General features: G+C 65.2%; 22 protein-coding genes and 1 pseudogene. 7 read left to right on the top strand and 16 right to left on the bottom strand.

Annotated features, from left to right (window positions below):
* Positions 1-101: 101 nt before the first annotated feature.
* Positions 102-2,009 carry a propionyl-CoA synthetase gene (locus FJ974_RS01070; protein ID WP_140534516.1) on the bottom strand — a complete coding sequence of 636 codons (1,908 nt, stop codon included), beginning with the start codon at positions 2,007-2,009 and terminating at the stop codon, positions 102-104.
* 446 nt (positions 2,010-2,455) lie between these two features.
* On the opposite strand from FJ974_RS01070, the gene FJ974_RS01065 reads away from it, so the two are divergent.
* Genes FJ974_RS01065 through FJ974_RS01055 form a run of 3 tightly spaced genes read left to right on the top strand, consistent with a single transcriptional unit; the run spans position 2,456 to position 4,166 of the window.
* The gene (locus FJ974_RS01065) at positions 2,456-2,743 is read left to right on the top strand and encodes a PqqD family protein (protein WP_140534518.1); all 288 of its coding nucleotides are present in this window, start codon (positions 2,456-2,458) and stop codon (positions 2,741-2,743) included.
* Positions 2,743-3,177, top strand: coding sequence for a lasso peptide biosynthesis B2 protein (locus FJ974_RS01060; protein ID WP_140534521.1), 435 nt, complete (start codon positions 2,743-2,745; stop codon positions 3,175-3,177). The genes FJ974_RS01065 and FJ974_RS01060 overlap by 1 nt, the downstream gene beginning before the upstream one ends.
* Positions 3,174-4,166: a serine kinase gene (locus FJ974_RS01055; protein ID WP_140534524.1), complete on the top strand. Its 993-nt coding sequence runs from the start codon at positions 3,174-3,176 to the stop codon at positions 4,164-4,166. Before FJ974_RS01060 ends, FJ974_RS01055 begins: the two co-directional genes overlap by 4 nt.
* A 6-nt stretch (positions 4,167-4,172) precedes the next feature.
* On the opposite strand, the gene FJ974_RS01050 is transcribed toward FJ974_RS01055, so the two are convergent.
* From FJ974_RS01050 to FJ974_RS00980, 15 genes and pseudogenes are all read right to left on the bottom strand, one after another.
* Positions 4,173-5,198, bottom strand: coding sequence for a nucleotidyltransferase family protein (locus FJ974_RS01050; RefSeq protein WP_140534527.1), 1,026 nt, complete (start codon positions 5,196-5,198; stop codon positions 4,173-4,175).
* Positions 5,199-5,254: 56 nt separating this feature from the next.
* Positions 5,255-6,241 carry a dihydroxyacetone kinase subunit DhaK gene (dhaK, locus tag FJ974_RS01045; RefSeq protein WP_140534528.1) on the bottom strand — a complete coding sequence of 329 codons (987 nt, stop codon included), beginning with the start codon at positions 6,239-6,241 and terminating at the stop codon, positions 5,255-5,257.
* A gap of 84 nt (positions 6,242-6,325) precedes the next feature.
* Positions 6,326-6,757 (bottom strand): hypothetical protein, encoded by a 432-nt coding sequence (locus FJ974_RS01040; RefSeq protein ID WP_140534530.1) that lies wholly within the window; start codon positions 6,755-6,757, stop codon positions 6,326-6,328.
* Between the two features lie 5 nt (positions 6,758-6,762).
* Positions 6,763-8,337 (bottom strand): phosphoenolpyruvate--protein phosphotransferase, encoded by a 1,575-nt coding sequence (ptsP, locus tag FJ974_RS01035; protein WP_140534533.1) that lies wholly within the window; start codon positions 8,335-8,337, stop codon positions 6,763-6,765.
* A 41-nt stretch (positions 8,338-8,378) separates the two neighbouring features.
* Positions 8,379-8,681 (bottom strand): HPr family phosphocarrier protein, encoded by a 303-nt coding sequence (locus FJ974_RS01030; protein ID WP_140534536.1) that lies wholly within the window; start codon positions 8,679-8,681, stop codon positions 8,379-8,381.
* A 15-nt stretch (positions 8,682-8,696) separates the two neighbouring features.
* On the bottom strand, positions 8,697-9,086 hold the full coding sequence (gene dhaM / locus FJ974_RS01025) for a dihydroxyacetone kinase phosphoryl donor subunit DhaM (RefSeq protein ID WP_140534538.1): 390 nt from the start codon (positions 9,084-9,086) through the stop codon (positions 8,697-8,699).
* A complete protein-coding gene (dhaL, locus tag FJ974_RS01020) occupies positions 9,086-9,685 on the bottom strand; it encodes a dihydroxyacetone kinase subunit DhaL (protein ID WP_140534541.1) in 600 nt (199 codons plus the stop codon). Before dhaL ends, dhaM begins: the two co-directional genes overlap by 1 nt.
* 10 nt (positions 9,686-9,695) lie before the next feature.
* Positions 9,696-11,333: a dihydroxyacetone kinase subunit DhaK gene (locus FJ974_RS01015; protein WP_140534544.1), complete on the bottom strand. Its 1,638-nt coding sequence runs from the start codon at positions 11,331-11,333 to the stop codon at positions 9,696-9,698.
* 59 nt (positions 11,334-11,392) lie between these two features.
* Positions 11,393-12,406 (bottom strand): ABC transporter ATP-binding protein, encoded by a 1,014-nt coding sequence (locus FJ974_RS01010; protein WP_140534546.1) that lies wholly within the window; start codon positions 12,404-12,406, stop codon positions 11,393-11,395.
* Positions 12,399-13,505, bottom strand: a complete 1,107-nt coding sequence (locus FJ974_RS01005) for an ABC transporter ATP-binding protein (RefSeq protein ID WP_140534549.1) — start codon at positions 13,503-13,505, stop codon at positions 12,399-12,401. The genes FJ974_RS01010 and FJ974_RS01005 overlap by 8 nt, the downstream gene beginning before the upstream one ends.
* 2 nt (positions 13,506-13,507) lie before the next feature.
* Positions 13,508-13,711: a hypothetical protein gene (locus FJ974_RS01000; protein ID WP_140534552.1), complete on the bottom strand. Its 204-nt coding sequence runs from the start codon at positions 13,709-13,711 to the stop codon at positions 13,508-13,510.
* Between the two features lie 268 nt (positions 13,712-13,979).
* A complete protein-coding gene (locus FJ974_RS00995; RefSeq protein WP_140534555.1) occupies positions 13,980-14,930 on the bottom strand; it encodes a carbohydrate ABC transporter permease in 951 nt (316 codons plus the stop codon).
* Positions 14,927-15,874, bottom strand: coding sequence for a carbohydrate ABC transporter permease (locus FJ974_RS00990; protein WP_140534692.1), 948 nt, complete (start codon positions 15,872-15,874; stop codon positions 14,927-14,929). Before FJ974_RS00990 ends, FJ974_RS00995 begins: the two co-directional genes overlap by 4 nt.
* Before the next feature lie 106 nt (positions 15,875-15,980).
* Positions 15,981-17,312 carry an ABC transporter substrate-binding protein gene (locus tag FJ974_RS00985; protein WP_140534558.1) on the bottom strand — a complete coding sequence of 444 codons (1,332 nt, stop codon included), beginning with the start codon at positions 17,310-17,312 and terminating at the stop codon, positions 15,981-15,983.
* 242 nt (positions 17,313-17,554) lie between these two features.
* A pseudogene (locus FJ974_RS00980) lies at positions 17,555-17,674 on the bottom strand (PIG-L family deacetylase); the annotation flags it as partial.
* A 68-nt stretch (positions 17,675-17,742) separates the two neighbouring features.
* Here FJ974_RS00980 and hrpB point away from each other — a divergent pair.
* The 4 genes from hrpB (at position 17,743) to nhaA (ending at position 24,191) form a co-directional block, all read left to right on the top strand.
* The gene (hrpB, locus tag FJ974_RS00975; protein WP_140534561.1) at positions 17,743-20,295 is read left to right on the top strand and encodes an ATP-dependent helicase HrpB; all 2,553 of its coding nucleotides are present in this window, start codon (positions 17,743-17,745) and stop codon (positions 20,293-20,295) included.
* Positions 20,296-20,662: 367 nt separating this feature from the next.
* Positions 20,663-21,988 (top strand): ActS/PrrB/RegB family redox-sensitive histidine kinase, encoded by a 1,326-nt coding sequence (locus FJ974_RS00970; protein WP_140534564.1) that lies wholly within the window; start codon positions 20,663-20,665, stop codon positions 21,986-21,988.
* 130 nt (positions 21,989-22,118) lie between these two features.
* Positions 22,119-22,682, top strand: a complete 564-nt coding sequence (locus tag FJ974_RS00965) for an ActR/PrrA/RegA family redox response regulator transcription factor (RefSeq protein WP_181177184.1) — start codon at positions 22,119-22,121, stop codon at positions 22,680-22,682.
* 318 nt (positions 22,683-23,000) lie between these two features.
* Positions 23,001-24,191, top strand: a complete 1,191-nt coding sequence (nhaA, locus tag FJ974_RS00960) for a Na+/H+ antiporter NhaA (RefSeq protein ID WP_140534567.1) — start codon at positions 23,001-23,003, stop codon at positions 24,189-24,191.
* The last annotated feature ends 26 nt before the right edge of the window (positions 24,192-24,217 follow it).

The raw sequence follows: 24,217 nt of genomic DNA, 5'->3' as shown, positions 1-24,217 counted from the left end.
AAGCATGTCGCGTGAAAAAGGATTCACGCGACCTGCTTTAGGTCTTCGATTTTAAGCATGTCTTTATCCCGAAACCGCTGCACATTTTCGGGAGACATGCTTTAAACCCCGATGCCACGTCCCTTGAGCGCCGTGGTGATCTCATCGAGGATCACGGGATCGTCGATGGTCGCGGGCATGGTCCATTCCTCCTTGTCTGCGATCTTCTGCATCGTGCCGCGCAGGATCTTGCCGGAGCGCGTCTTGGGCAGCCGCTTGATGGTCACCACCGTCTTGAAGGCGGCGACCGGGCCGATCCGCTCGCGCACCAGCCCCACCACTTCGCTTTCGATCGCGCCGGCATCGCGCGACACACCGGCATTGAGCACGACGAAGCCGAGCGGCACCTGGCCCTTCATCGCGTCGGCGATGCCGACGACGGCGCATTCGGCGACATCCGGGTGGGCCGCCAGAACCTCCTCCATGGCGCCGGTCGATAGCCGATGGCCGGCGACATTGATGATGTCGTCGGTGCGCGCCATGACATAGAGGTAGCCGTCCTCGTCGATCATGCCGGCATCGGCCGTCTTGTAGAAGCCGGGAAACTCCTCGAGATAGGCCTGGCGGAAGCGGGCATCGGCATTCCACAGCGTCGGCAGGCAGCCGGCGGGCAGCGGCAGCTTGACCACGACATTGCCGAGCGTGCCGCGCGGCACCTCATGGCCGGCATCGTCGAGCACGCGGATGTCGTAGCCGGGCATCGGCACTCCGGGCGAGCCGTATTTCACCGGCAACAGCCCAAGGCCGGCCGGATTGATGGTCATCGGCGAACCGGTCTCGGTCTGCCACCAGTGGTCGATCACCGGCACCTTCAGCTTCTGCTCCGCCCATTTGATGGTTTCGGGGTCGGCGCGCTCGCCGGCAAGGAAAAGGGTGCGGAATTTCGACAGATCGTATTTCGGCACGAATTCGCCGCGCGGATCCTGTCCCTTGATGGCGCGGAAGGCGGTCGGCGCGGTGAACAGCGCGACCACGCCGTGCTCGGATATAACCCGCCAGTAGGTGCCGGCGTCCGGCGTGCCGATCGGCTTGCCCTCGAACAGCACGCTGGTGGCGCCATGCAGCAGCGGGCCGTAGACGATGTAGGAGTGGCCGACCACCCAGCCGACGTCGGAGGCAGCCCAGAACACTTCGCCCGGCTTGACGCCGAACTCGTTGTCCATCGTCCATTTCAGCGCGACCATATGGCCGCCATTGTCGCGCACGATGCCCTTCGGCTGGCCGGTCGTGCCGGAGGTGTAGATGATATAGAGCGGGTCGGTGGCAAGCACCGGCACGCAGTCGACATTGGCGCCGGCGGCGCGCTCGCGGGCAACGGCGTCCGCGTAGTCGAAATCGTAATTGTCCTTCATCTCGCAGCGCAATTGATCGCGCTGCAGGATGAGGCAGGCATCGGGCTTGTGCTTCGACATCGCGATCGCCTTGTCGAGCAGCGGCTTGTAGGCAACCACGCGGCCTGGCTCCAGGCCGCAGGACGCGGTGATGATCAGCTTCGGCCTGGCGTCGTCGATGCGGGTGGCAAGCTCATGCGAGGCAAAGCCGCCGAACACCACCGAATGCACGGCGCCGATGCGGGCTGAGGCAAGCATGGCTACGGCCGCTTCCGCCACCATCGGCATGTAGATGATGACGCGATCGCCCTTGCCGATGCCGCGATGCCTGAGCACCGAAGCCAGCGCGACCACCTCGCGCTTCAATTCGGCATAGGTGAATTTCCGCACCGTCCCGGTGATCGCGCTGTCATGGATCAGCGCCGGCTGGTCGGCGCGCCCGCCCGCCACGTGGCGATCGATGGCGTTGAAGCAGGTATTGCAGGAGGCGCCGGTGAACCAGCGCCCGTAGACGCCTTCTGTCGCATCGAAGACGCTTTCGGCGGGCGAGTACCAGTCGATAGCCTTCGCGGCGTCCGCCCAGAACCCTACGGGGTCGCGTTTCCAGCCCTCGTAGACCTCATGGTAGCGTGACGCCATGGAACTTCCTCCCGGATACGGCTTGCCTCCCTGCAATAGCCTATGCCGATTTTCTGGGCCATGTCTTCCTGCATCTTGGTCGACGTTGCCGGCAAAACGTCTTGATGCGCCGCTCCCGGCTGGAGCGCCGTTCTGCCTGTCGGGAATCTCAGCCGGCTTAGAGCGGCAGCGCCGCCAGCATCAGCCCGACGCCGCCGGCGATCAATATGGCGGCAGCCAACGCCTTCCGATGACGTTCGAAAGCCGTTGGAGCCCGATCCCAATTGTAACGCATACTCATCACTCCCCAAAAAACCCCGGCGGACTCATAGCTTACTCTGGGTAAGGATGGCAACCCTGACGGGAACCGCCGCCTTGACGGCACGCGAAGCGATATCCGCATCAGCAATGGACAGCGCCGCGGTGCCGCGCTAATTGCTCTGCGGCAATTGGTCTGGAGCGGGCGCATGGTCGAAATCGCCTCTGAAACGGTTCTGCGAATGGCGGACGATGCCTCGGTGCAGCATGTCGGCGATGGCGCCGTGGTGCTTTTGGCGCGCAGCGGTCAGCTCTACACTTGCAACGAAACGACCGAGGCTTTTCTCGACAAGGTGAACGGGACCCGCAGCCTCGACCAGATCGTTGTCCTGATGTCGGACGAATTCGAGATCGACAAGGCAACGCTCGACCAGGACATGGCCGAACTGGCCGCCGAGCTGATGGCGGAAGGCATCCTCGCCGGCCCGGGCGCGTGATGGCCGACGGAGCGTTCCTGCGAGCCCTGTTCCGTGCCCATTTGTGGTTCAGCGCCCGGCTGATGCCGGTCCTGATCGGCCGGCGCGATTTCGAAAGCGTGTTGAAATGGGCCCCGTTGAGCTCGCCCACGCCCTATCGCGGCCTGCCCGCGACCTATGTCGTCACCCGCGTCCACCGCACGGTCCGGCATCCCTGGCTGATGCGCGATCGCAGATGCCTGAGGGAAGGTCTGCTCGGCTTCCGCTTCCTGGGCCTGGCCGGTTTCGATCCCGAGCTGCGCTTCGGCGTCGATGCGAAATCGATGCATGAACCGCGCCTGTCGGCGCATTGCTGGGTCTGCCTCGACGGCAAGCCGGTGGTCAGCGACAGCCTGCCCGGAATGGTGGAAATCTATCGCCACCATGCCGGCGCGGCCAAGGCGCACGCCGCTTGACCGGCATAGTGGCCACTTTCCGCTATGACCTCCAAGGCCAGGTCGTCGCGATATCGGCGGCGCGCGCCGAGCTGTGGCCGAACTTCGACCTGATGCTCGGCACCTTGCGCGTCACCGAGCCGGTAGAGCCCGGTTTTCGCGTCAACATCGTCGAGACGCCGGCCCTGCCGGAAGACCCGCAAGGGAAGCTCGCTTTCGATGGCGAAGTGCCGGAGGACGGCCATTGCCGCATGATCGACGGCGGCGACATCGTCCACTTGATCTTCCCCGGCCTGCAGACGGCCTCGATCCATGCCAGGGAAGGGTGGGCCGAAATCCGCCTTCACCCCGACAGCAAGGTCAAATGGACACTGCTGATGCTGGTGCTGGATGCCGCGCTCGATGCCGGCGGGCAGCACATGCTCCACACTGCCGGCCTGACGCTGCCCGGCCGCGATGCGCTTGTGCTGATCCATGCGCCGAGCGGCACCGGTAAGTCGACGACGTCGCTGGCGCTGGCCTCGCAAGGCTTCGGCCTCTGCTCCGACGACGCCATGATCCTCAAGGTGATGCCTGATGGCGGCACCACGGCCTGGGGTCTGCCGCGCAAGGTGAAGATCCACCGCAATACCGCCGCGATGCTGCCTTTCGTGGCGCCTTGTCTGGGCTCCTCCTGGGACCGCAATAGCGAGCAGGCGGTTTCATTGGAGTGTTTGGCTGAAATCATCCGCATCGAGGGCACGATCGTCAGGCCGGTCGCGGCGCTGCTTCATCTTGCCCGTTCGGCCGATGCGGAAACCCGGCTGCTGCCGATGGCCAGGACGGACGCCATGGTAGCGCTCGCTGCCGACAATGTCCGCACCGGCATGACCGGCCTGCTGGCGATGCAGAAACGGCGCATGGCAGCGATCGCGGCGCTGGTCAGGGAGGTCCCGACCTTCACCCTTGAGGTCGGAGCCAGGCCGGCCGAGGCGGCCCCATTGATAAGCGCGGCGCTGGATCGGGTTTAGACAAGCTTAGGCTGGATGTGGCTTTGCCTTGGCAAGCCTCTGGACCCAGCGAAAAGCATCGCGGCGCAGGCGCGAGCGGATCTTGTCCCTGGAATTGACGCGGAGCAGCGTATTGCCGGTGATCAGCCACCTAGCCAGCCGTATCGACAGATCGGGCTTGATGCGGTCGGCAAGCTCGATTGCGCGCGGCGCGCCGAACAGCCGGCCGGTCACGTTGAGAACCGTCGCCAGTTCGAGCTCGATGCCGGTCATGCGCGCGGCCTCGAGCAGGCGCGCTTCGGCTCCCGGCGCTTGCAGCGCTCGCACGCCTTGCAACACGTCTACGCAAAGCTGCAGCCGGTGGAACTTGTGGCCGCCGGCGGCATGGACGATGGCGATAGTCAGCAGCGCCGCCGGCGTGTCGGTCTCGCCGCCGTCGATCGCCCGCAATTCGCGAAAGCCGAGCGACAGGCGCCGCCGCATGCCTGTGTCGTGCACCAGATTGCCATGCAGCTCGATCATCAGACTGGAGTTCTCCTTCTCCAGCCATTTGAACTCCTGCAGCTCGTGCGATTCCGCTTCGTCGCTGGCGAGCTCGAAGCCGCAGCCGGCGATCACCTGGTTGGCGTCGCCGATGCTGGCCGGATCGACCAGAATGTCGATGTCGGTGAATGGTCGGTCGGCAGAGTTTCGGTACAGCTTTCGCGCAAAGACCGGACCCTTGACGATGCGGGCCGGAACGCCCTTCGCGGCAAGAGCCTTCATGATGCGGTCGCCGTGATATTGCAGCAGCATCGACTGTCCGGTCGCCAGCGTCGCCTGGTCGCGCAGCTCCGACAGTTTCTGCCGCAAGGCCGCATCCCCCGGCAAACGAGCGTCGCCAACTTCTCTCAATTTGCGCAGCATGATCGGCAAGACGCCATGGAATTCGGCATTGGCCAGCAGCGCCATCAAGGTATTGGCCGAGCGATCCTGCCCCCAGGCAGCCGGAGCCTCGGGATCGGCAAAGTTGAGCAGCAGTTTTTCGTCGGCAGGCGTGAGGGGTGGCAGCATCTACCCGGCTCGTTTCGCGATGTGTCGCAGAAAAGCCCCGGCGAAGCCAGCGCCGGTTACATCCGCCAGCGCAGCGCCGCCGTATGCACCGGTGCGTCCCATAGCATCGTCATCTCGTCGTCGAGCAGGCTCAGCGTGATCGAGCAGCCGGCCATGTCGAGCGAGGTCACATAGGAGCCGACCAGCGAGCGGGTCACCGTCACGCCCGTTTCCTCGAACATCCTGCGGGCGCTGTTGTACATCAGATAGAGTTCCATCAGCGGCGTGCCGCCGAAGCCGTTGACGAACAGCAGCGCCGGTCCCTTCGCCCGCCCGCCGAGGTCATCGGCAATCGCCGTGCAGACCTCCTCGGTGATCGCGTCGGCGCTCTTCAGCGTATCGCGCCGCCGGCCGGGCTCGCCATGGATGCCGACGCCGAATTCCATCTCGTTGTCGCCGATCTCGAAGGTCGGCCTGCCTGCGGCTGGCACGGTGCAACTGGTCAGCGCCACGCCCATCGAGCGCGTCGCGGCATTGACGCGATCGCCAAGCGCCTTGAGATCCGGCAGCGCCATGCCCAGCTCGGCGGCGGCACCGACGATCTTCTCCACCACCAGCGTGCCGGCAACGCCGCGCCGCCCCGTCGTGTAGGACGAGTTCTCGACCGCGACATCGTCATTGGTCACCACTTTCATGACGCCTTCCGACATTTCGGCCGCCATGTCGAAGTTCATCACGTCGCCTTCGTAGTTCTTGACGATGAACAGACAGCCGGCTCCGGTGTCGACGGCCTGCGCGGCTGCCAGCATCTGGTCCGGCGTCGGCGAAGTGAACACCTGGCCGGGGCAGGCGGCATCCAGCATGCCGTGGCCGACGAACCCGCCATGCAGCGGCTCGTGGCCGGAGCCCCCGCCCGAGATCAGCGCCACCTTGCCCGGCTTCAGTGCTTTGCGGCGGACGAATTTGTGCTCGTCACCAAGCACAAGAATGTCGCCGTGCGCGGCGACGAAGCCGTCAAGGCTCTCCGTCAGGACCGTGTCCACCGAATTCATAAATTTCTTCATGGCAGTCCTCCCGAAATAGTCTTGGATCTTACGCAATTCCGGACGGAAAACCGCCAGGCACTTTTCCTGGAATTGCTGTAGCGTTCAGCCGCTGCCCTTGCCGGCGATGCTGGTGATCTTCTGGATGAATTCATTGATCGCCCGGTCGAGGGCGGCATTCTGCCTGTCGTCGCCGAAATCCGGAACGATCAGTGAAACATGGCGCGTCCTGCGCGGGCCGGAGGCCATCGGCACCTTGCCGGGATGCGCCTGGTGATAGGCGACGAGGAACTGGTCGCGCTCGGCCTGGCTGAAATGGCAGACGGAAAAGATGGACGGCAGATGTTTCGACGGGATCGGCACCGAATAGGCCGGACTGGAGATCTGGGTGACGAAGCTGCGGTGCTTGCCGAGCGCGTCGGCAAGCCGCTGGCGCATGCCGGACGGGCGCTGATCGATGACATGTGACAGGATCGTCTTGTAGGCGCGGATTGCTTCTTCCGAGCCCGATTCAGCTATCCTGGCTGTCTTGGCCATGGCGCCTAGACCGTCACGTCTGCGATGGCCGCCTTGGCCATGGCAAGCTGGGCGGGTGCGACCGAGAGGTCGCGCAGCCCGGCTTCGATCAGCGCCGGGATGGCGGCCGGATCGCCGCCCGCGTCGCCGCACAGGCCGACCGGAATCTTTTTCTCCCGTCCGAAGGCCGCGACGGACGCGATCAGCCGCAGAACCGAAGGGTAACGAACAGAATTCAGATGCGCGACGGCGGCATTGTCGCGCGCCGCCGCCATCACATATTGCGTAAGATCGTTGGAGCCGATCGAGAAGAAGGCGACATGGGCGAAGGCTTCCGGGGTAATCGCCACTGACGGTACCTCGACCATGATGCCGAGCGGCGGCACTTTGTGCGCGATGCCGTCCGCGGCAAGCGTGTCCCGCTCCTGCGCAAACAGCGCAGCGGCCTGGCTATACTCCTCGGGTGTGGCGATCATCGGAAACATCACCTTCAGATTGCCGTGGACGGCGGCGCGCAGCAATGCCCGGATCTGCAGGCGGAAGACATCGAGCCGCGCCAGCGAAAGCCTGATGCCGCGCAGGCCAAGAAAAGGGTTGGTTTCCTCGACGGTGAAGCCCGGCACCGGCTTGTCGCCGCCGGCATCGACGGTGCGGATGGTCACCGGCTTGTCGCCGGCCCATTCCAGCACCTTGCGATAGGCCTGGTATTGCGTCTCCTCGTCAGGCAGCGTCTTGCCGAACAGGAACTCCGTCCGCATCAGCCCGACGCCGTCGCAGCTCGCGACATCGATGCCGTCGACATCCGAAGGGTAGGCGATGTTGACCTGCACGCGCACAACGGTGCCTGCTCTGGTCACCGCCGGCCGCGTCAGGAAAGTCTGCGCCTCGCCTTGGCGTGCCGCGAAGGAGGACGACGACTGCCGAAAGGCCTCGATCTCGGCCGGCGAGGGCGAGAGCAATATCGCGCCATGCTCGGCGTCGAGCAACGCGACGCCAGCGGGCGTAGCCGGCGAGGCGGCGAGCCCTACCACCATCGGCACGCCGCGCGAGCGCGCCAGCATGGCGACATGGCTCGCCGTGCTGCCGGCCCTGAGCGCGATGCCGCCGCCTTTGCTCCAGTCGGTTTCGAGAAAGCGCGTCGGCGCGATGTCCTCGCCAAAGAGGATGGCGCCCGGCGGCGCGGCGGTCTCGCTGTCCTCGCTCAGCGCCCGCAGCACCTGGTCGCGTATGTCGCGCAGATCGGCGGCGCGCGCGCGAAAGTAATCCTGGTCGGACGTTTCGTAGCCGGCGATCTCGGTGTCGAGTGCCGCCCGCCAGGCGACATCCGCTCTCTGGCCGGAACCGATCGACGCCAAGGCCGGGCCGCTCAACGCATCGTCTTCCAGCATGGCGATGTGAAATTCGAGGATGCCGGCGGCGTCGCCATCGACGCTTTCGACCAGTGCCGCAAGCCGGCTCACCGCCTTGCCGATCGCGGCCTTCAGCGCCGCCTTCTCCTCAACCGGGCTCGCTTTGCTGATGTAGACCGCCGGCGGCCGATCCAGGTCAAACAGCGGCCCCTCGGCATAGCCGGCCGAGGCCGGGATACCCTCAATCCGCATGGCCCGCAGTCCTCGCGGGTTGGAAGCCGCGCTGGCCGGTCTCAAGCCGACCGGGCATGATCCGCGTCCTCGTCGAAGTCGCGCCGAACCAGCTCGACCAGCGCGCCGACCGCTTCGCCGGCGCCGTCGCCCCTGGCCCTGATATGCAGCATGGTTCCCTTCGGCGCCTTGGCCGCCATTACCTTGACGATGCTCTTGGCATCGAGCCAGGGACCGTTGGCCGCCACCGCCACCTCCACCTCGGCCGCAAACGACTTGGCGAGCTTGGTGAACTTCACCGAAGGGCGCGCATGCAGGCCCACATCGTGGGTGATCATGACGGTCGCTTCGGCCGATGCGGACATTCAGTCAATTCCCACTCACGACGGCGACAGTTCATGCGCCGTCGCCACCACTTCCTTCAGCGAGGCGCCGCCGGAGGATTCGGTTGCCGCCATCACCGCGCCTTCCACGATCGGCGCGTTGCAGACGACAATTCTGTGCGAGCGCGGTTCGCCGATCATTTCGATCGCCATCTCGCTGTTGGTCTCGGCGCCGCCGAGATCGACGAGGATGGCGACGCCCGCTTCCGACCAGGCCTTGTCGATGGCGCCCATGATCGCCTCGACGCTGGTGCCCAGACCGCCATGGCCGTTTCCGCCGCACCATGCAAGCGGCACTTCGTCGCCCACCATCTGGCGAACCATGTCCGCGGTGCCTTCGGCTACCAAGGGCGAATGCGATACGATGACGATGCCGACATTGCTCATCAAGAACCCTCGATGGTTTCAGCGATTGCCCGCACCAGCAACGCGGTCGAACGTGCGCCGGGATCCATATGCCCGATCGAGCGCTCGCCAAGGAAGGAGGCACGTCCGCGCAGCGCCTTCATGGCTATGGTGGCGTCCGCCGCCTTGTCGGCAACCTCGGCGATCTCTTTTGCCGTCCCGCCTTGCGCCAGCGCTTCCTGGACCGGCTGCAGCACATCCAGCATGGTTTTTTGACCTGTCTGCGATTTGCCGCGCGCGGCAACCGCCTCGATCGCCTTGCCCAGCGCCGCCGCCAGGCCGTCGCGATCAGGCGCCGCCGAAAGGTCCTTGCCCAGCGCCATGAACAGCGTTCCGAACAACGGGCCGGAGGCGCCGCCGACCGTCATCACCAGCTTGGTGCCGACCGCCTTCAGCGCCTCCGGCAACGGCTTTGCCGAAATTGCGTCCGCGTCGGCGCGCACCGCCTCGAAGCCGCGCTTCATGTTGAGCCCATGGTCGCCGTCGCCGATCGCCTGGTCAAGCGCGGTCAGCTCATCGGCATGCCCCGCGATCGTGTCCGCCGCCGCCGCGATCAATCGAGAGAAATCGGATGCGGCCATTCTCAGTCCTTCATGCCGGGGCAAACAGCGCAGCCACGGCAGCGAACACCTCTGCCACCGCGAAGGCGCCCGGATCCGGTATGTCAAGCTGGCGGCCGATATAGGCGGAACGGCCGGCTTTTGCCCTCTGCATCGCCGCGGTAGTCTCCGCGCCGTGCCGCGCCGCTTTGGCGGCTGCTTCCAGACCATTCAAGTATAGCGCTTCGAGCGCCGGCTCTAGCGCGTCGACCATGGTGCGGTCGCCGAGCTTCGCGCCGCCGTAGAAGGTCATGCGGTCAAGCCCTGCGAGCAGCGCCTTGCTGAACGGTGCGCCGCCTCTGAGCGACTGCGCCGCTGCCGTGAAGAAGATCGACAAAAGCACGCCGCTGGAACCGCCCATCGAGGTCCCCAATATATCGCCGATTGCGGCGAGCGTTGCGGCCTTTTCGGCAAGCGGCAGCGTATCGAGGCGGTGAAGCACGCTGCGCGCGCCTGTCGCCACCGTCGACCCGGTATCGCCATCGCCGGCCTTGGCGTCCAGCCCGTTCAGCGTCTGTTCGAGCGAGATCAGTTTCTGGCAGACCGTGGCGATCAGCCGCTCAGCGCCGGCATCGCGACTTGCCGCCTTTGTATCGCGACTGGCGGGTTTGGCGACTGCCACGACCACCGGCGGGTGAACCGGCTTCGCCGGCAGCCAGGCATGCGGGCCGACCGGCGCCAGCAGCGCCGTCTCGCGCTCGGCGTCCAGCCTGATCAGCGACAGCGAGAAGCCGTTCATGTTGAGCGCCGTCATCAGATGTCCGGGGCCGACCGTCAGCGCCACGGCCTTCGCCAGCGGCGAGGACAAGACAGCGTTGGCGATCAAAGACATTTCGAGCGGCGGCACCGAGCCGAGATTGTTGATCAGCAACGCATAATGGCTGCCGGGATCGAGCCGCGCGGCGAGGCGTTCGGCCATGATGGCCACCAGCTTGCCGGCGCTCTGCAGGGGAATGCGCTCGACGCCCGGCTCGCCATGGATGCCGAGGCCGAGCTCGCCGTCATCGGCGCCAAATCGGTCCTCATGCGCCTGCCCGGGGATCGAGCAGGAGGAGAGCGAAATACCGAGCGAAACGATATCCGCTGCCGCCGCCCGCGCTGCCGCTGCAACGGACGCCAGGTCGTGACCGGTTTCGGACAGATGCCCGGCGATCTTGTGCACGAATAGCGTGCCGGCGACGCCTCGCGGCTGCGCAATGTCGGGTAGCGCGATGTCGTCGCCAACGATCACCATTTCGACCGAAAAGCCCTCGGCGCGCGCCTTCTCGGCGGCTAGCCCGAAATTGAGGCGGTCGCCCGTGTAGTTCTTGACGATCAGCAGGCAGCCGGCCGGACCGGTTGTCGCCCGGATCGCCTGCAGCACCGCTTCGACGCTTGGTGAGGCAAAAATCTCGCCCGAGACGGCGGCGGTCAGCATGCCGGCGCCGACGAAGCCGGCATGCGAAGGCTCATGCCCGGCGCCGCCGCCGGAAACGACGGCGACCTTGGTCTTGTCCCAGTCGGCGCGCAGCACGACCTTGACTTCGGGATAGCCGTCCAGACGCGCTAGCGTGCCGGAGCCTGCGGTCGCAAGAAACCCGTCCAGCGCTTCGGTGACGATTGAGTCCCTGCGGTTGAAAAAGTGCTTCATGGATTTCGTCCAGTCCGTATCTGCGGTCATTAATCAGTGTGCGGTGTGTGCGAAACCGGCTACATCAGCCTCTGTCCGTTCGAACCAAAATAAAGCGGTGAGCGATAGCGGATCGTCACCTTGTCCCCCTTTCCGAATGGCGTGTCGGGATCGGTCAATGTCACCAGCTTCTTCGCTCCCACCGTGACATGCAGATGGTTCTGGTCGCCGAGATGCTCTATCCAATCGACGACGCCGTCGGCATGGCCGTTTGTAGCCTTCTCGATCGACAGATGCTCGGTGCGGGCGCCGATCGTCGTCGTGCCGGTCGGCGCGCCGCCATCGGGCAGCAATCCGGCCGGTAAAAGGTTGATCGCCGGCTGGCCGAGGCGGGCCGCGACGTGAAGATTAGCCGGCTCCGAATAGATCATGCGCGGCGTGCCGATCTGCACCAGCACGCCGTTGGCAAGGATGCCGATGCGGTCGGCCATGGTCATCGCCTCGATCTGGTCGTGCGTGACATAGAGCATGGTGGCGCCGAGTTCGGATTGGATGCGCTTCAATTCGAGCCTCAGATCGGCGCGCAGCTTGGCGTCGAGCGACGACAGCGGCTCGTCCATCAGGTAGATCGCCGGCTTGCGCACCAGCGCGCGGCCGATGGCGACGCGCTGCATTTCGCCGCCGGAGAGCTTGGTCGACCGGTTGTCGAGCTTGTGGTGGATGCGCACCATCTTCGCCACTTCCTCGACGCGGCGCCGCACCGCCTCCTCGGGAAACCGTCTCGCCGGCGAACGCAGCGGGAAGGCCAGATTGTCGAAGACCGAAAGATGCGGATAGAGCGAATATTGCTGGAAGACGAAGGCCGTGTCGCGCTCGGCCGGCGACAGCGTCGTGGCGTCCTGGCCGCCGATATGGATGGTGCCGCCGTCCGGCCGCTCCAGCCCGGCGATCAGCCTCAGCGTCGTCGTCTTGCCGGCGCCGGTCGGGCCGAGCAGCACGACGAATTCGCCGTCCTTGATCTGCAGGTCGAGATTGTCGATAGCGACCGTCTCGCCGAAACGCTTGGTCACACCCCGGATATGGACATCAGCCATGGCGCGCCTCCGCAGCCTTGTCATGCATGGCGGTCCGCACCGCGCGGCCGGAGCCCTTCTCGAACAGCGACAGCCTGGCGCTGCTCAAGGACAGCCCGACCTGCTCGCCCGGATTGAGGTGGATACCGGCCGGCACACGGGCCTTGATGATACCTTCCGCCGTTTCCACCGCGACGATCTGCGTGGTGCCGAGATATTCGCTGCCGTAGATCGCGCCACGCAGTTTCGAGGCATCGTCGAAGCGGATGTGCTCAGGCCGGATGCCGAGCGCCATGGCGCTGGGCGCCACATCCTCGCGCACCTCCGGCACCGACACCTTGGCGCCTTGCACGACGATTTCCTTCGCACCTTTCGACAAGCCGCCGCCAAAGCCGAGAAAATTCATCGGCGGTGAGCCGATGAAATCGGCGACGAACATCGTCGCCGGCCGGTCGTAGATCTCACGCGGTGTGCCGAACTGCTCGATGACGCCGTGGTTCATCACCGCGATCTTGTCGGCCATCGACATCGCTTCCATCTGGTCGTGCGTGACATAGACGGTGGTGGCGTGGATGCGATTGTGCAGCTCGCGCAGTTCATGGACCATCAAATCGCGGAACTCGGTATCGAGCGTGCCCAGCGGCTCGTCCATGAGAAAACATTTCGGCCGCCGCACGATCGCGCGGCCGAGCGCGACGCGCTGGCGGTCGCCTCCCGCCAAACCCGACACCGATTTGTTGAGCAGATGGTCGATGCGCAGCAGCTTCGCCGTCTCCTCGACGCGTTGGCGAATCTCGGCTGCCGGCATGCCTTGCGCCAGCAGCGGAAAGCCGATGTTCTTGCGTACATTCATGTGCGGATAGAGCGCGAACAGCTGGAAGACGAAGGCGATGTCGCGCTCGCGCGCCCGGCGCATGGTGACGTCCTCGCCGCCGAGCAGGATTTGACCGCCGGTCGGCAGTTCGAGCCCGGCGATCATCCGCAGCGTTGTCGTCTTGCCGCAGCCCGACGGCCCCAGCATGACGAAGAACTCGCCGTCCTCGACGACGAAGTTGGAATCCTGCACGGCGACGAAATCGCCGAAGGCTTTTCTCAGATGCTGGACGCGGATTTCGGCCATGTCTATTCCGGAAACTTCGAGACGATGATGAACATCACGGTGCCGGCGAGCATGGTGATGAAGGAGTAGGTATAGAGCGCCAGCGCGAACGGCTGGAACAGCATCAGGAAGCCGATGGCGATCAGCGCCGTGGCGATGTTTTCCATCAGCCCGCGCCTTGCCCAGCGCGGCCAAGAGGAGCGCTTGGAGGCAACAGAGCGGTTCATGCGTCCCTCCCTTCCTTCCCGTTCAAGGGGAGAGATGGTTGCCAGGTGGTTCCCCCACTCCGTCGCTGCTTCGCAGCGCCACCTCTCCCCCCTCCGGAGGGAGAGGAAGGGAGCCTGGCTGAATGAAGTTCGCGCCCTTCCTCCACCCCGTCGATCGGGGGAGAGGTGTCGAGCGAAGCTCGACGGAGTGGGGGTCGACCCGGCGCGACGCGAGACAATGCATGCGCCTGCTTAGCGTGCACGCCTCGGCTTCTTATTCCCACACTGCTCATTTACGCACCGCGCCGAAGGTGATGCCGCGCAGCAATTGCTTGCGCAGCAGAATGGTGAAGACCAGGATCGGCACCAGGAAGATCGTCGTGCCGGCCGCCACCGCAGGCCAGTCCTGGCCGCCTTCGCCGATGATGGTCGGGATGAAGGGCGGCGCCGTCTGCGCCGTGCCGGAGGTGAGCAGCGCCGCAAACGCATACTCGTTCCAGGCAAAGATCAGGCAGAAGATGGCGGTCGCGGCAATGCCGGTGGTCGCCTGCGGCAGCACGGTGCGCCAGAATGCCTGCAGCCGAGTATAGCCGTCGATCATCGCGGCCTCTTCATACTCGCGCGGGATCTCGTCGATGAAGCCCTTGAGCAGCCACACCGCCAGCGAAACGTTGACGGCGGTATAGAGCAGGATCATGCCGAGCGCGGTGTCGGAGAGGCCGAGCTCGCGGTACATCAGGTAGATGGGGATGGCGACCGCGATCGGCGGCATGAAGCGCGTCGACAGGATGAAGAACAACAGATCGTCGGCCAGCGGCACCTTGAAGCGCGAGAAGCCATAGGCCGAGAGCGTGCCGAGGAAGACAGCGCAGAAGGTCGAGCCGAAGGCGATGATCAGCGAGTTGACGAAGCGCGGCAGGAAGTTCGACGGCCCGGCGATCACCATGTTGCGCTTGCGCACCGTCTCGTCGCAGAAGCCGGTCGCCGGTCCGAGCGAGTTGATGTATTCCGGCGTCTGCCTGGTGCGGGTGGTGAACAGGTTGCAATAGCCCTCGATGCTCGGCTGGAAGACGATCTTCGGCGGATAGGCGATCGAATCCGGCGGCGTCTTGAAGCTGGTGGCGAAGATCCACAGCAGCGGCACGATCGAGATCAGCGCATAAGCGACGATGATAGTGCCGGCGATGCGCTTCGAATTCGCCGAAGGCGCGACGACGGAATGGGCGGTGGTCAGGCTCATCTCTGCTTCACCTTGTTGAGCGCCTTGACGTAGATGTTGGCGAGACCGAACACCGCGACGAACAGGATGATGGCGAATGCCGAGGAATAGCCGGTGCGCCAGCTTTCGAAGGCCTGCCGCTTCAGCGTGATTGAGGCGACCTCGGTGGTCGAGCCCGGCCCGCCGCCGGTCAACAGATTGACCATGTCGAACATCTTGAAGTTCTCGATGCCGCGAAACAGCACCGCCAGCATGATGAAGGGCAGCGCCATCGGCAGCGTGATCGACCAGAACTGCCGCCAATTGGAGGCGCGGTCGACCTCGGCCGCCTCATAGATATATTCGGGGATCGAGCGCAGGCCTGCGAGGCAGATCAGCATCACGTAAGGTGTCCACATCCAGGTGTCGACGATGATGATCGACCATGGCGCCAGCTCGACATTGGACAGCATCTGCACGTTAGTCGGCGGAATGCCTGACACGAAGGAGATGACATAGGAGAACAGGCCGATCTGCGGTTCGTAGAGGAAGCGCCAGAAATTGCCGACCACCGCCGGCGAAAGCATCATCGGCACCAGGATGATGGTGGTCCAGAAGGCGTGGCCGCGGAATTTTCTGTCGATCAGCCAGGCGAGCGTAAAGCCGATCAGCGTCTGCAGGAGGATGGTCCAGAACACGAAATGCGCCGTCGTCTGCATGGCGATCCAGATGTCCTGGTCGCCGAGGATGCGCTGGTAGTTGGCGAGCCCAAGGTTCTTCACCACCTCGTTCGGCCGGTTGGCGCGGAAGTTGGTGAAGGAGAGATAGATCGCCCAGAACAGCGGAAAGATGTTGATGGCGAGCAAAAGCAGGATCGTCGGCGAAATGAACAGCCAGGCCAGCCCCTTGTCGCTGATGCCCCGGATCTTCTTGGCCAACGGCTCCGGCGTAGCCCGGGCAACGTTGTCCGCAGTCCGATTGAGCATGGTCAGTCCTGCTTCGGTCACTTGGGTCTTCTCGGCGATGGAATTTATCTGAACCGCGTCCCGTGCCAAGGGTGGCACGGGACGCCTCTTCTAGCTCGGGAGGAGCTTACATCTTGCCGTCGTCCTGGAAGACCTGCGTCCAGTCCTTGACCAGCCCGTCGAGCGCGTCCTTGGGCGAGCCCTGGCCGGCGACGACATAGTCATGGAAGCGCTTCTGCGAAGCCTGCAGCAGCGGCGCGTAACTCGGCTCGGCCCAGAAATCCTTCACGATCGCCATCGAGTCGAGGAAGGCTTGCGCGTAAGGCTGGCTTGACGGGAACTTGGGGTCCTTCACCACGGAGTTCAGGCAGGAATAGCCGCCGAGCGACCACCATTTGGCCTGCACGTCCTTGTTGGCGAACCACTTGATGTATTTCAGCGCCGATTCCTGCTTGTCGGAATAGGACACCACCGAAATGCCCTGGCCGCCGAGCTGCGCGAACTGGTCGCCGTCGGGACCCTTCGGATTGACGAAGTAGCCGATCTTGTCGCCGCCGACATTCTCGTCCTTCTGCAGGCCGGGCCAGGTGAAGGCGAAGTTCATATGCATCGCCACCTGGCCGGATTTGAAGGCGTCGACGCCTTCGCCCATGTAGCTGTTGGAGGCGCCGGGCGGCGTGCAGCAATCATAGAGCGCCTTGTAGAATTCCAGCCCCTTCACCGATTTCTCGGAATTGACGAAGCCTTCCATCTCATAGGGTTTCTTCGGGTTCTCGTACTGGAAGCCGTAGCTGTAGAGCACGTCCATGGCGCCCATGGTGATGCCTTCCGAACCGCGCTCGGTGTAGATCGAGGCGCCGTAGACAGTCTTGCCGTCGATCTGCCGCTTCTGGAAGAATTCGGCGATCTGCTTCAACTGGTCGAAGGTGGTCGGCGGGCCGAGATCCCAGCCGTATTTTTCCTTGAACTCCTTCTGCAGCTCAGGCCGCGAGAACCAGTCCTTGCGATAGGTCCAGCCGACGACGTCGCCCATCGCCGGCAGCGCCCAGTAGTTCGGCGTGTTCTTCGGCCATTCCGAATAGCCGACGACGGTCGCCGGCACGAAGTCGTCCATGCTGATCTTCTCCTTGTCGAAGAAATCGTTCAGCTTGACGTAATGGCCGTTCTCGGCCGCGCCGCCGATCCACTGGCTGTCGCCGATGATCAGGTCGCAGAGCTTGCCGTGCGAGTTGAGCTCGTTGAGAAAGCGGTCGGCATAGTTGGTCCACGGCACGAATTCGAACTTCATGCCGATGCCGGTTTCCTTGGTGAAGTCCTTGGACAGTTCCACGAGCGCGTTGGCCGGATCCCAGGCCGCCCAGCACAGCGTCAGGTCTTCCGCATGCGCGGCGCTGGTGACGGCTGTCGACGCAGCGATCGCCGAGGCCAGTCCCAACGCCATTTTCAAGGTCGATTTCATGCCTTCCTCCCATTTGCGAAACGCGTCCGGATGACGGTTTCAAGAGCCCTCAAACCTCTCTCCTCAGAGGCCCAAACATGGCAGCGCGCGGCGCGGCGGATGTTTAGTAATTTGTTTAGTGATGCAATTTTTACTAAACAAGGCAAGCGAATTCGTTGCTGCGCCGCAGCATAGCGAAAGCCTCATTGAAATCGTTGCTAAATGCCCGCCGGGATGCTTCGTCGGGTCGTTCGTCAGCCAGCTTACCCGACGCTCCTAGTGCTTACCGTCACCGGCCGGATCGGCGGCGCCGGCGGCAACAGCGCGCGGATGTCGGCGAAGGGGAAGGTGGGTTCGAAGCGGAAGCCTTCGGCAAGTGCGCCGGCAGCGCCGGCGCCTTCAATTTGTGCGACAGTTGCATGCCATGCACGACCGCTGATATGCGGGCGCGATGACGACAAAACCCTTGCCGGAGCTTCCGGTCTCCGCCGTGCTGCCGGCGCTCGGCGAGGCGCTGGCCGGGCGCAACAGCGCCGTGCTGGTGGCGCCGCCCGGCGCCGGCAAGACGACGCTGGTGCCGCTGGCGCTGCTAGATGCCTCTTGGCTCGGCACCGGCAAGATCGTGCTGCTGGAGCCGCGCCGGCTCGCCGCCCGCGCCGCCGCCCGCCGCATGGCCGAGCTGCTGGGCGAGGAACCCGGCGGCACCGTCGGCTATGCCATGCGCATGGAGAACCGCACCTCGGCCCGGACAAGGATACTCGTCGTCACCGAGGGCGTTCTTTCCCGAATGATCCTCGACGATCCGGAACTGCCCGGCGTTTCGGCGGTGATCTTCGACGAATTCCATGAGCGTTCGCTCGATGGCGATTTCGGCCTTGCGCTGGCGCTCGACGTGCAGGGCGCGCTCAGGCCCGACCTGCGCCTGCTGGTGATGTCGGCGACGCTCGACGGCGCGCGTGTCGCGAGGCTCCTGGTGCAAGCTCCGGTGATCGAAAGCGAAGGCCGCGCTTTCCCGGTCGATATACGTTATGACGAACGGCCGGCTGGTGTCGCCATCGAGGACGCCATGGCCAAGGCGATTCGCTCAGCACTCGCCACCGAGCAGGGCAGTGTGCTCGCCTTCCTGCCCGGCCAGCGCGAGATCGAACGCACCGCCGAACGGCTGCACGGCAATGTCGGCGCCGATACGGACATCGTGCCGCTCTACGGCCAACTCGACAACAAGGCGCAGGACGCCGCGATCAAGCCGGCGCCGGCCGGTCGCCGCAAGGTGGTGCTGGCGACCTCGATCGCCGAGACCTCGATCACCATCGACGGCGTGCGCGTCGTCATCGATTCCGGCCTGTCGCGGCTGCCGCGTTACGAGCCGGCGAGCGGCCTGACGCGGCTGGAGACGGTGCGTGTCAGCAAGGCCTCCGCCGACCAGCGCGCTGGCCGCGCCGGGCGCACGCAAGCCGGCGTCGCCATCCGGCTGTGGCGCGCCGAGCAGACGGCGGCGCTGCCGGCCTTCACGCCGCCGGAAATCCTCGAGGCAGATCTCTCCGGACTGCTGCTCGACTGTGCCGCCTTCGGCGTCGCCGATCCGTCGAGCCTCGCCTTCCTCGATCCGCCACCGGGGCCGGCACTGAACGAGGCGAGGGCGCTGCTGCGCGCCCTGCACGCCATCGATGAGGCCGGCCGCTTGACGGAAGCGGGCGCTGCGATGCGCGGGCTGGCGCTGCCGGTGCGGCTGGCGCATATGGTCGCCGAAGCGGCAAGGAGCGGACAGGCGCTGGAGGCGGCGACGCTTGCCGTGCTCTTGACCGAGCGTGGGCTGGGCGGCGACAGCGCCGACCTCGAGCGCCGGCTGATGCGCTTTCGCAGCGAGAAATCGCCGCGCGCCAATGCCGCCCGGCAACTCGCCGAGCGGCTGGCAAAACCCTCCCCCTCGAGGGGAGGGTCGCTCCGCATAGCGGAGCGGGGTGGGGTCGGTTCGGGCACGCCATCGGCGACCCCACCCCGCCCCGCTGCGCGGGTCGACCCTCCCCTCAGGGGGGAGGGTGGCGCCGGCGCACTCCTTATCCACGCCTGGCCCGACCGAGTGGCACGGGCGCGCGGCGAGCGCGGCCGCTTCGTGCTGGCCAATGGCTCAGGCGCCGTGGTCGATGCCGCCGATCCGCTGGCCGGCGAGACCTGGCTGGTCGTCGCCGATATGCAGGGCAAGGCGCAGAATGCCCGCATCACCGCAGCGGCTCCGGTCGACGAAGCCGATATCCGTGCGGCGCTCGCCGACCGCATCGAGACGCGGCGCGAGACCAGCTTCGACCGCGAGCGCCGCACGGTGCGCGTGCGCGAGACGGCCAGGCTCGGCGCCATCACGCTGTCCGAGCGCATGCTGCCGGCGCCGTCGGGCGCCGATGCCGACCGCGCCATCCTCGATGCTTTACGCGAGCACGGCTTGTCGCTGCTCGACTGGGGCAAGGAGGCCGAGACGCTGCGCCAGCGGCTGGGCTGGCTCAATCGTGGCCTCGGCGCGCCCTGGCCAGATGTCTCCGATGCCGCCCTTCTCGATCGCCTCGACGACTGGCTGCTGCCGTTTCTCGCCGGCGACGCTTCCTTCTCGGCTATCAAGCCGGCGGCGCTTGCAAATGCTCTTATGTCATTGGTCCCGCACGACCTGCAGCGCAAGGTCGACGCGCTGGCGCCGACGCATTTCGATGCGCCGTCTGGCAGCCATGTGCCGATCCGCTATGAAGGAGAGTGGCCGGTGCTGGCCATCCGCGTCCAGGAATTGTTCGGCCTCGACCGCCATCCTTCGATCGCCAACGGCACCGTGCCGCTGACGCTCGAACTGTTGTCGCCGGCGCACCGGCCGATCCAGACGACCCGCGACCTGCCCGGCTTCTGGCGCGGCTCCTGGGCGGATGTGCGCGCCGACATGCGCGGCCGTTACCCAAAACATGTTTGGCCGGAGAACCCGCTGCTCGCCCCGGCAACCAGCCGCGCCAAGCCGCGCGGGACGTAGGTTCGTGCCACGTCGGCAGGCCATTCGCGTTAGTGGACAATGTGCGTTGGTGATTGGCGCAAACGCCATTACTTCGTCATCCACGGGCGGAGCAAGGAGCGAAGCGACGCGCGCAGACCCGAGGATCCATTCCGTGACTTCCAGGCGTTGCGACGGTTCAGAATTCTGCTCCGTTGCATTCTATGGTTAAGGTAACGGAATGGATCCTCGGGTCTGCGCTCCGCTTCGCGTCGCTGCGCCCGTGGATGACGAAATCGCGAGGGGGTCTCGCCAATCACCAAGCGCTCATGATGGTGAACCGAAACACCAGCTGCCGACCGGTCAGCACTACTAGCGCTTACCCTCCCGCGGTTATAATCGTAAGTCGATGATCAACATCCTCAACACCCCCGATTTCCAGCTGAGCCAGCGGCTGCGGCTCAACACGCTGATCCGCCTGCGCTGGCTGGCCATCGTCGGCCAGAGCCTGACGGTGCTGGTGGTGGCCTACGGGCTGAAATTCCCGCTGCCGGTCCCGATGTGCTTCGCGCTCATCGCCTGCTCGGCCTGGATGAATTTGTGGCTCACCTTCCGCTATCCGGCCGCCCACCGGCTGACCCCTGCCTCGGCTTTCGGCATCCTGACCTTTGACGGCCTGCAGCTCACCGGCCTGCTTTACATGACGGGTGGGCTGACCAACCCGTTCTCGGTGCTGCTCTCGGTGCCGGTTGTCATTTCGGCGGCGTCTCTGCCGCTGCGCTTCACCGCGGTGCTGGGCGCACTGGTGCTGACGGCGGCGAGCCTGCTGGTGTTCTATCATCTGCCGCTGCCCTGGTATGAAGGCGCGCCGCTGCCGATGCCGTTCATCTATGTCGCCGGCATGTGGATGGCGGTGTTCGCGTCCATCGCCTTCACCGCCATCTATGCCTTCCGCGTCGCCGCCGAGGCACGCCTGCTCGCCAATGCGCTGGCCGCCACCGAGCTCGTGCTGCAGCGCGAGCAGCATCTGTCGGCGCTGGACGGGCTTGCGGCCGCGGCCGCGCATGAGCTCGGCACCCCGCTCGCCACCATCGCGCTCGTCTCCAGGGAGATGGAAAAGGCGCTCGGCAAGGATCCGACCTATGGCGAGGACGTGACGCTGCTGCGCACGCAAAGCGAGCGCTGCCGCGAGATCCTGAAGCGGCTGACCAGCCTGTCCACCGAGGGCGAGGCGCATCTGTCGCGCCTGCCGCTGACCTCGCTGATCGAGGAGGTGACGGCGCCGCACCGCGATTTCGGCATTTCGATCCAGCTGCGTCCCGGCGAGCGCATCGGCCCCGAGCCAGTCGGGCAGCGCAGCCCCGGCGTCATCTATGGGCTCGGCAATCTGGTCGAGAACGCCGTCGATTTCGCCCGCAAGTCGGTCACCATCAGCTGGACCTGGGACGAGGTCGCAGTCACCCTCTCCATCACCGACGACGGGCCTGGCTTCCCGGCCGAGATCATCGACCGCATCGGCGAGCCTTATATGTCGACCCGCCAGGGCAACGAGGCGGGCGGTGGCCTCGGGCTGGGGCTGTTCATCGCCAAGACCTTGCTGGAGCGCTCCGGGGCGACGCTCGATTTCCGCAATTCGAGCGGCCTCGGCGAAGGCGCCGTGGTGCAGGTATCCTGGCCGCGCAGTGTCTTCCTCAACCCAGAGCAGGCGCCGGCGAGCATGTTCGACAATGCCTGAGCCGGGCCTGACCCGGACCTGAGCCGGCGCTGCTGGCCGCATGGCAACCTGCGACTGGCTCTAAAAGTTGGACATTGGTGTTGCGGAATTGTATCTGCGTAAAATTAAGGCAGCAGGAATCGCAATGACGATGAGCGCAGACGAAACCACGGCTACGATGGTAGAGGGCGAGGACACCTCGCTGCTGATCGTCGATGACGACAAGCCGTTCGTGACCCGGCTTGCCCGGGCCATGGAAACCAGGGGCTTCGTGGTCGAGACGGCCGAGAGCGTCGAAGAGGCGGTCGCCAAGGCGCGCGCCCGTCCGCCGGCCTATGCGGTGGTCGACATGCGACTGGGCGATGGCAACGGCCTCGACGTCGTTGCCGCCATCCGCGAGAAGCGCGACGATGCCCGCACCGTCATCCTGACCGGCTACGGCAATATCGCCACCGCGGTGACCGCGGTGAAGCTCGGCGCCATCGACTATCTCTCCAAGCCGGCCGACGCCGACGATGTCTTTGCCGCGCTGACCCGCACCTCGGGCACGCGCGCCGCGCCGCCGGAAAATCCGATGTCGGCCGACCGGGTCCGTTGGGAGCACATCCAGCGCGTCTACGAAATGTGCGACCGCAACGTTTCTGAGACCGCGCGCCGGCTCAACATGCATCGCCGCACCTTGCAGCGTATCCTGGCCAAGCGCGCGCCGCGTTAGGCAGGCGTCGTCATCCACGGGCGGAGCGGGAGCAAAGCGGACGCGGAGACCCGAGGATCCATTCCGTGACCCCGGCCGAAGAACGCAGCGGAGCAGAATTCTGCACCGTTGGCACCGCTCCGATGTAACGGAATGGATCCTCGGGTCTGCGCCGCGTCGCTTCGCTCCTTGCTTCGCCCGTGGATGACGATGGGACGGGCGGTTAGTTAATTTTCGAAACATGCGCTGCCGTGTAACTCGTAAGCCTTGCATCGCCACTGGCGCTGCGCATCAATGGACTACAGGTTCCCGGCCAATAGGCTGGGTTAGGGAGCGACCATGCAAGACGAGCGGCCAAAACCGATCCTGCGCGAATTCCTCGATAGTGAGGCGGCCGGCGGCATCATCCTGATGGCGGCCGCGGCCCTTGCGCTGATCGTCGCCAATTCGCCCTTGGCCGAAACCTATTTCGCCGTCCTCCATGCCTATCTCGGGCCGCTCAGCGTCTCGCACTGGATCAATGACGGGCTGATGGCGGTGTTCTTCCTGCTGGTCGGGCTGGAGATCAAGCGCGAGATGCTGGACGGCCAGCTCTCGACCTGGCCGCGCCGGGTGCTGCCCGGCATCGCCGCCGCCGGCGGCATGGTGGTGCCGGCGCTGGTCTATGTCGCGATCAACCGCAACAATTCCGCAGCACTCTCCGGCTGGGCGATTCCGACCGCCACCGACATCGCCTTCGCGCTCGGCGTGCTGTCGCTGCTCGGCAGCCGCGTGCCGGCCTCGCTGAAGGTGTTCCTGACCGCGCTCGCCATCATCGACGATCTCGGCGCCGTCATCATCATCGCGATCTTCTACACCACCGGTCTGTCGCTCGCCTATCTCGGCTCAGCCTTCGCCGTCATCGCCGTGCTCATCGTGCTCAACCGCATGCGGGTGATGAACCTCGTGCCTTATCTGGTGCTTGGCGCGGTGCTTTGGGTGCTGGTGCTGAAATCGGGCGTGCATGCCACGCTTGCCGGCGTGGCGCTGGCGCTCACCATCCCGCTCGAACGCACCGCCGGCATCGGCCATGACACCGAGCATTCGCCGCTGCATAGGCTGGAACACGGCCTATACAGAATAGTGTCTTTCATCGTCATCCCGATCTTCGGTTTCACCAATGCCGGCGTCTCGCTTGGCGGCCTCAGCCTCGCCGGGCTGGTCGAACCGCTGACGCTCGGCGTCGCCGCCGGCCTTGTGCTGGGCAAGCTGGTCGGCGTCTTCGGCTCCTCCGCGCTTGCCATCCGGCTCGGCCTTGCCGACCTGCCGGTCAATGCCGGCTGGACGCACATGATCGGCATTTCGCTGCTGTGCGGCATCGGCTTCACCATGAGCCTCTTCATCGGCCTTCTCGCCTTCGCCGGCGATGTGGCGCTTCAGGACGCGGTGAAGATCGGCATCCTTGCCGGCTCGCTGCTCGCAGCACTGCTTGGCGCCGCGGTGCTGCTGATGGCGCCCGCCACTGGTGGAGTTGAGGAAGAAGTGGAGTAGGCCAGGCCCAGGCGAAGGCGGACCAC

It is taken from the genome of Mesorhizobium sp. B1-1-8, from assembly GCF_006442795.2.
Lineage (GTDB): Bacteria > Pseudomonadota > Alphaproteobacteria > Rhizobiales > Rhizobiaceae > Mesorhizobium.
Note: the sequence above shows the minus strand (reverse complement) of the source record. Positions and strands in the feature narration are given on the sequence as shown.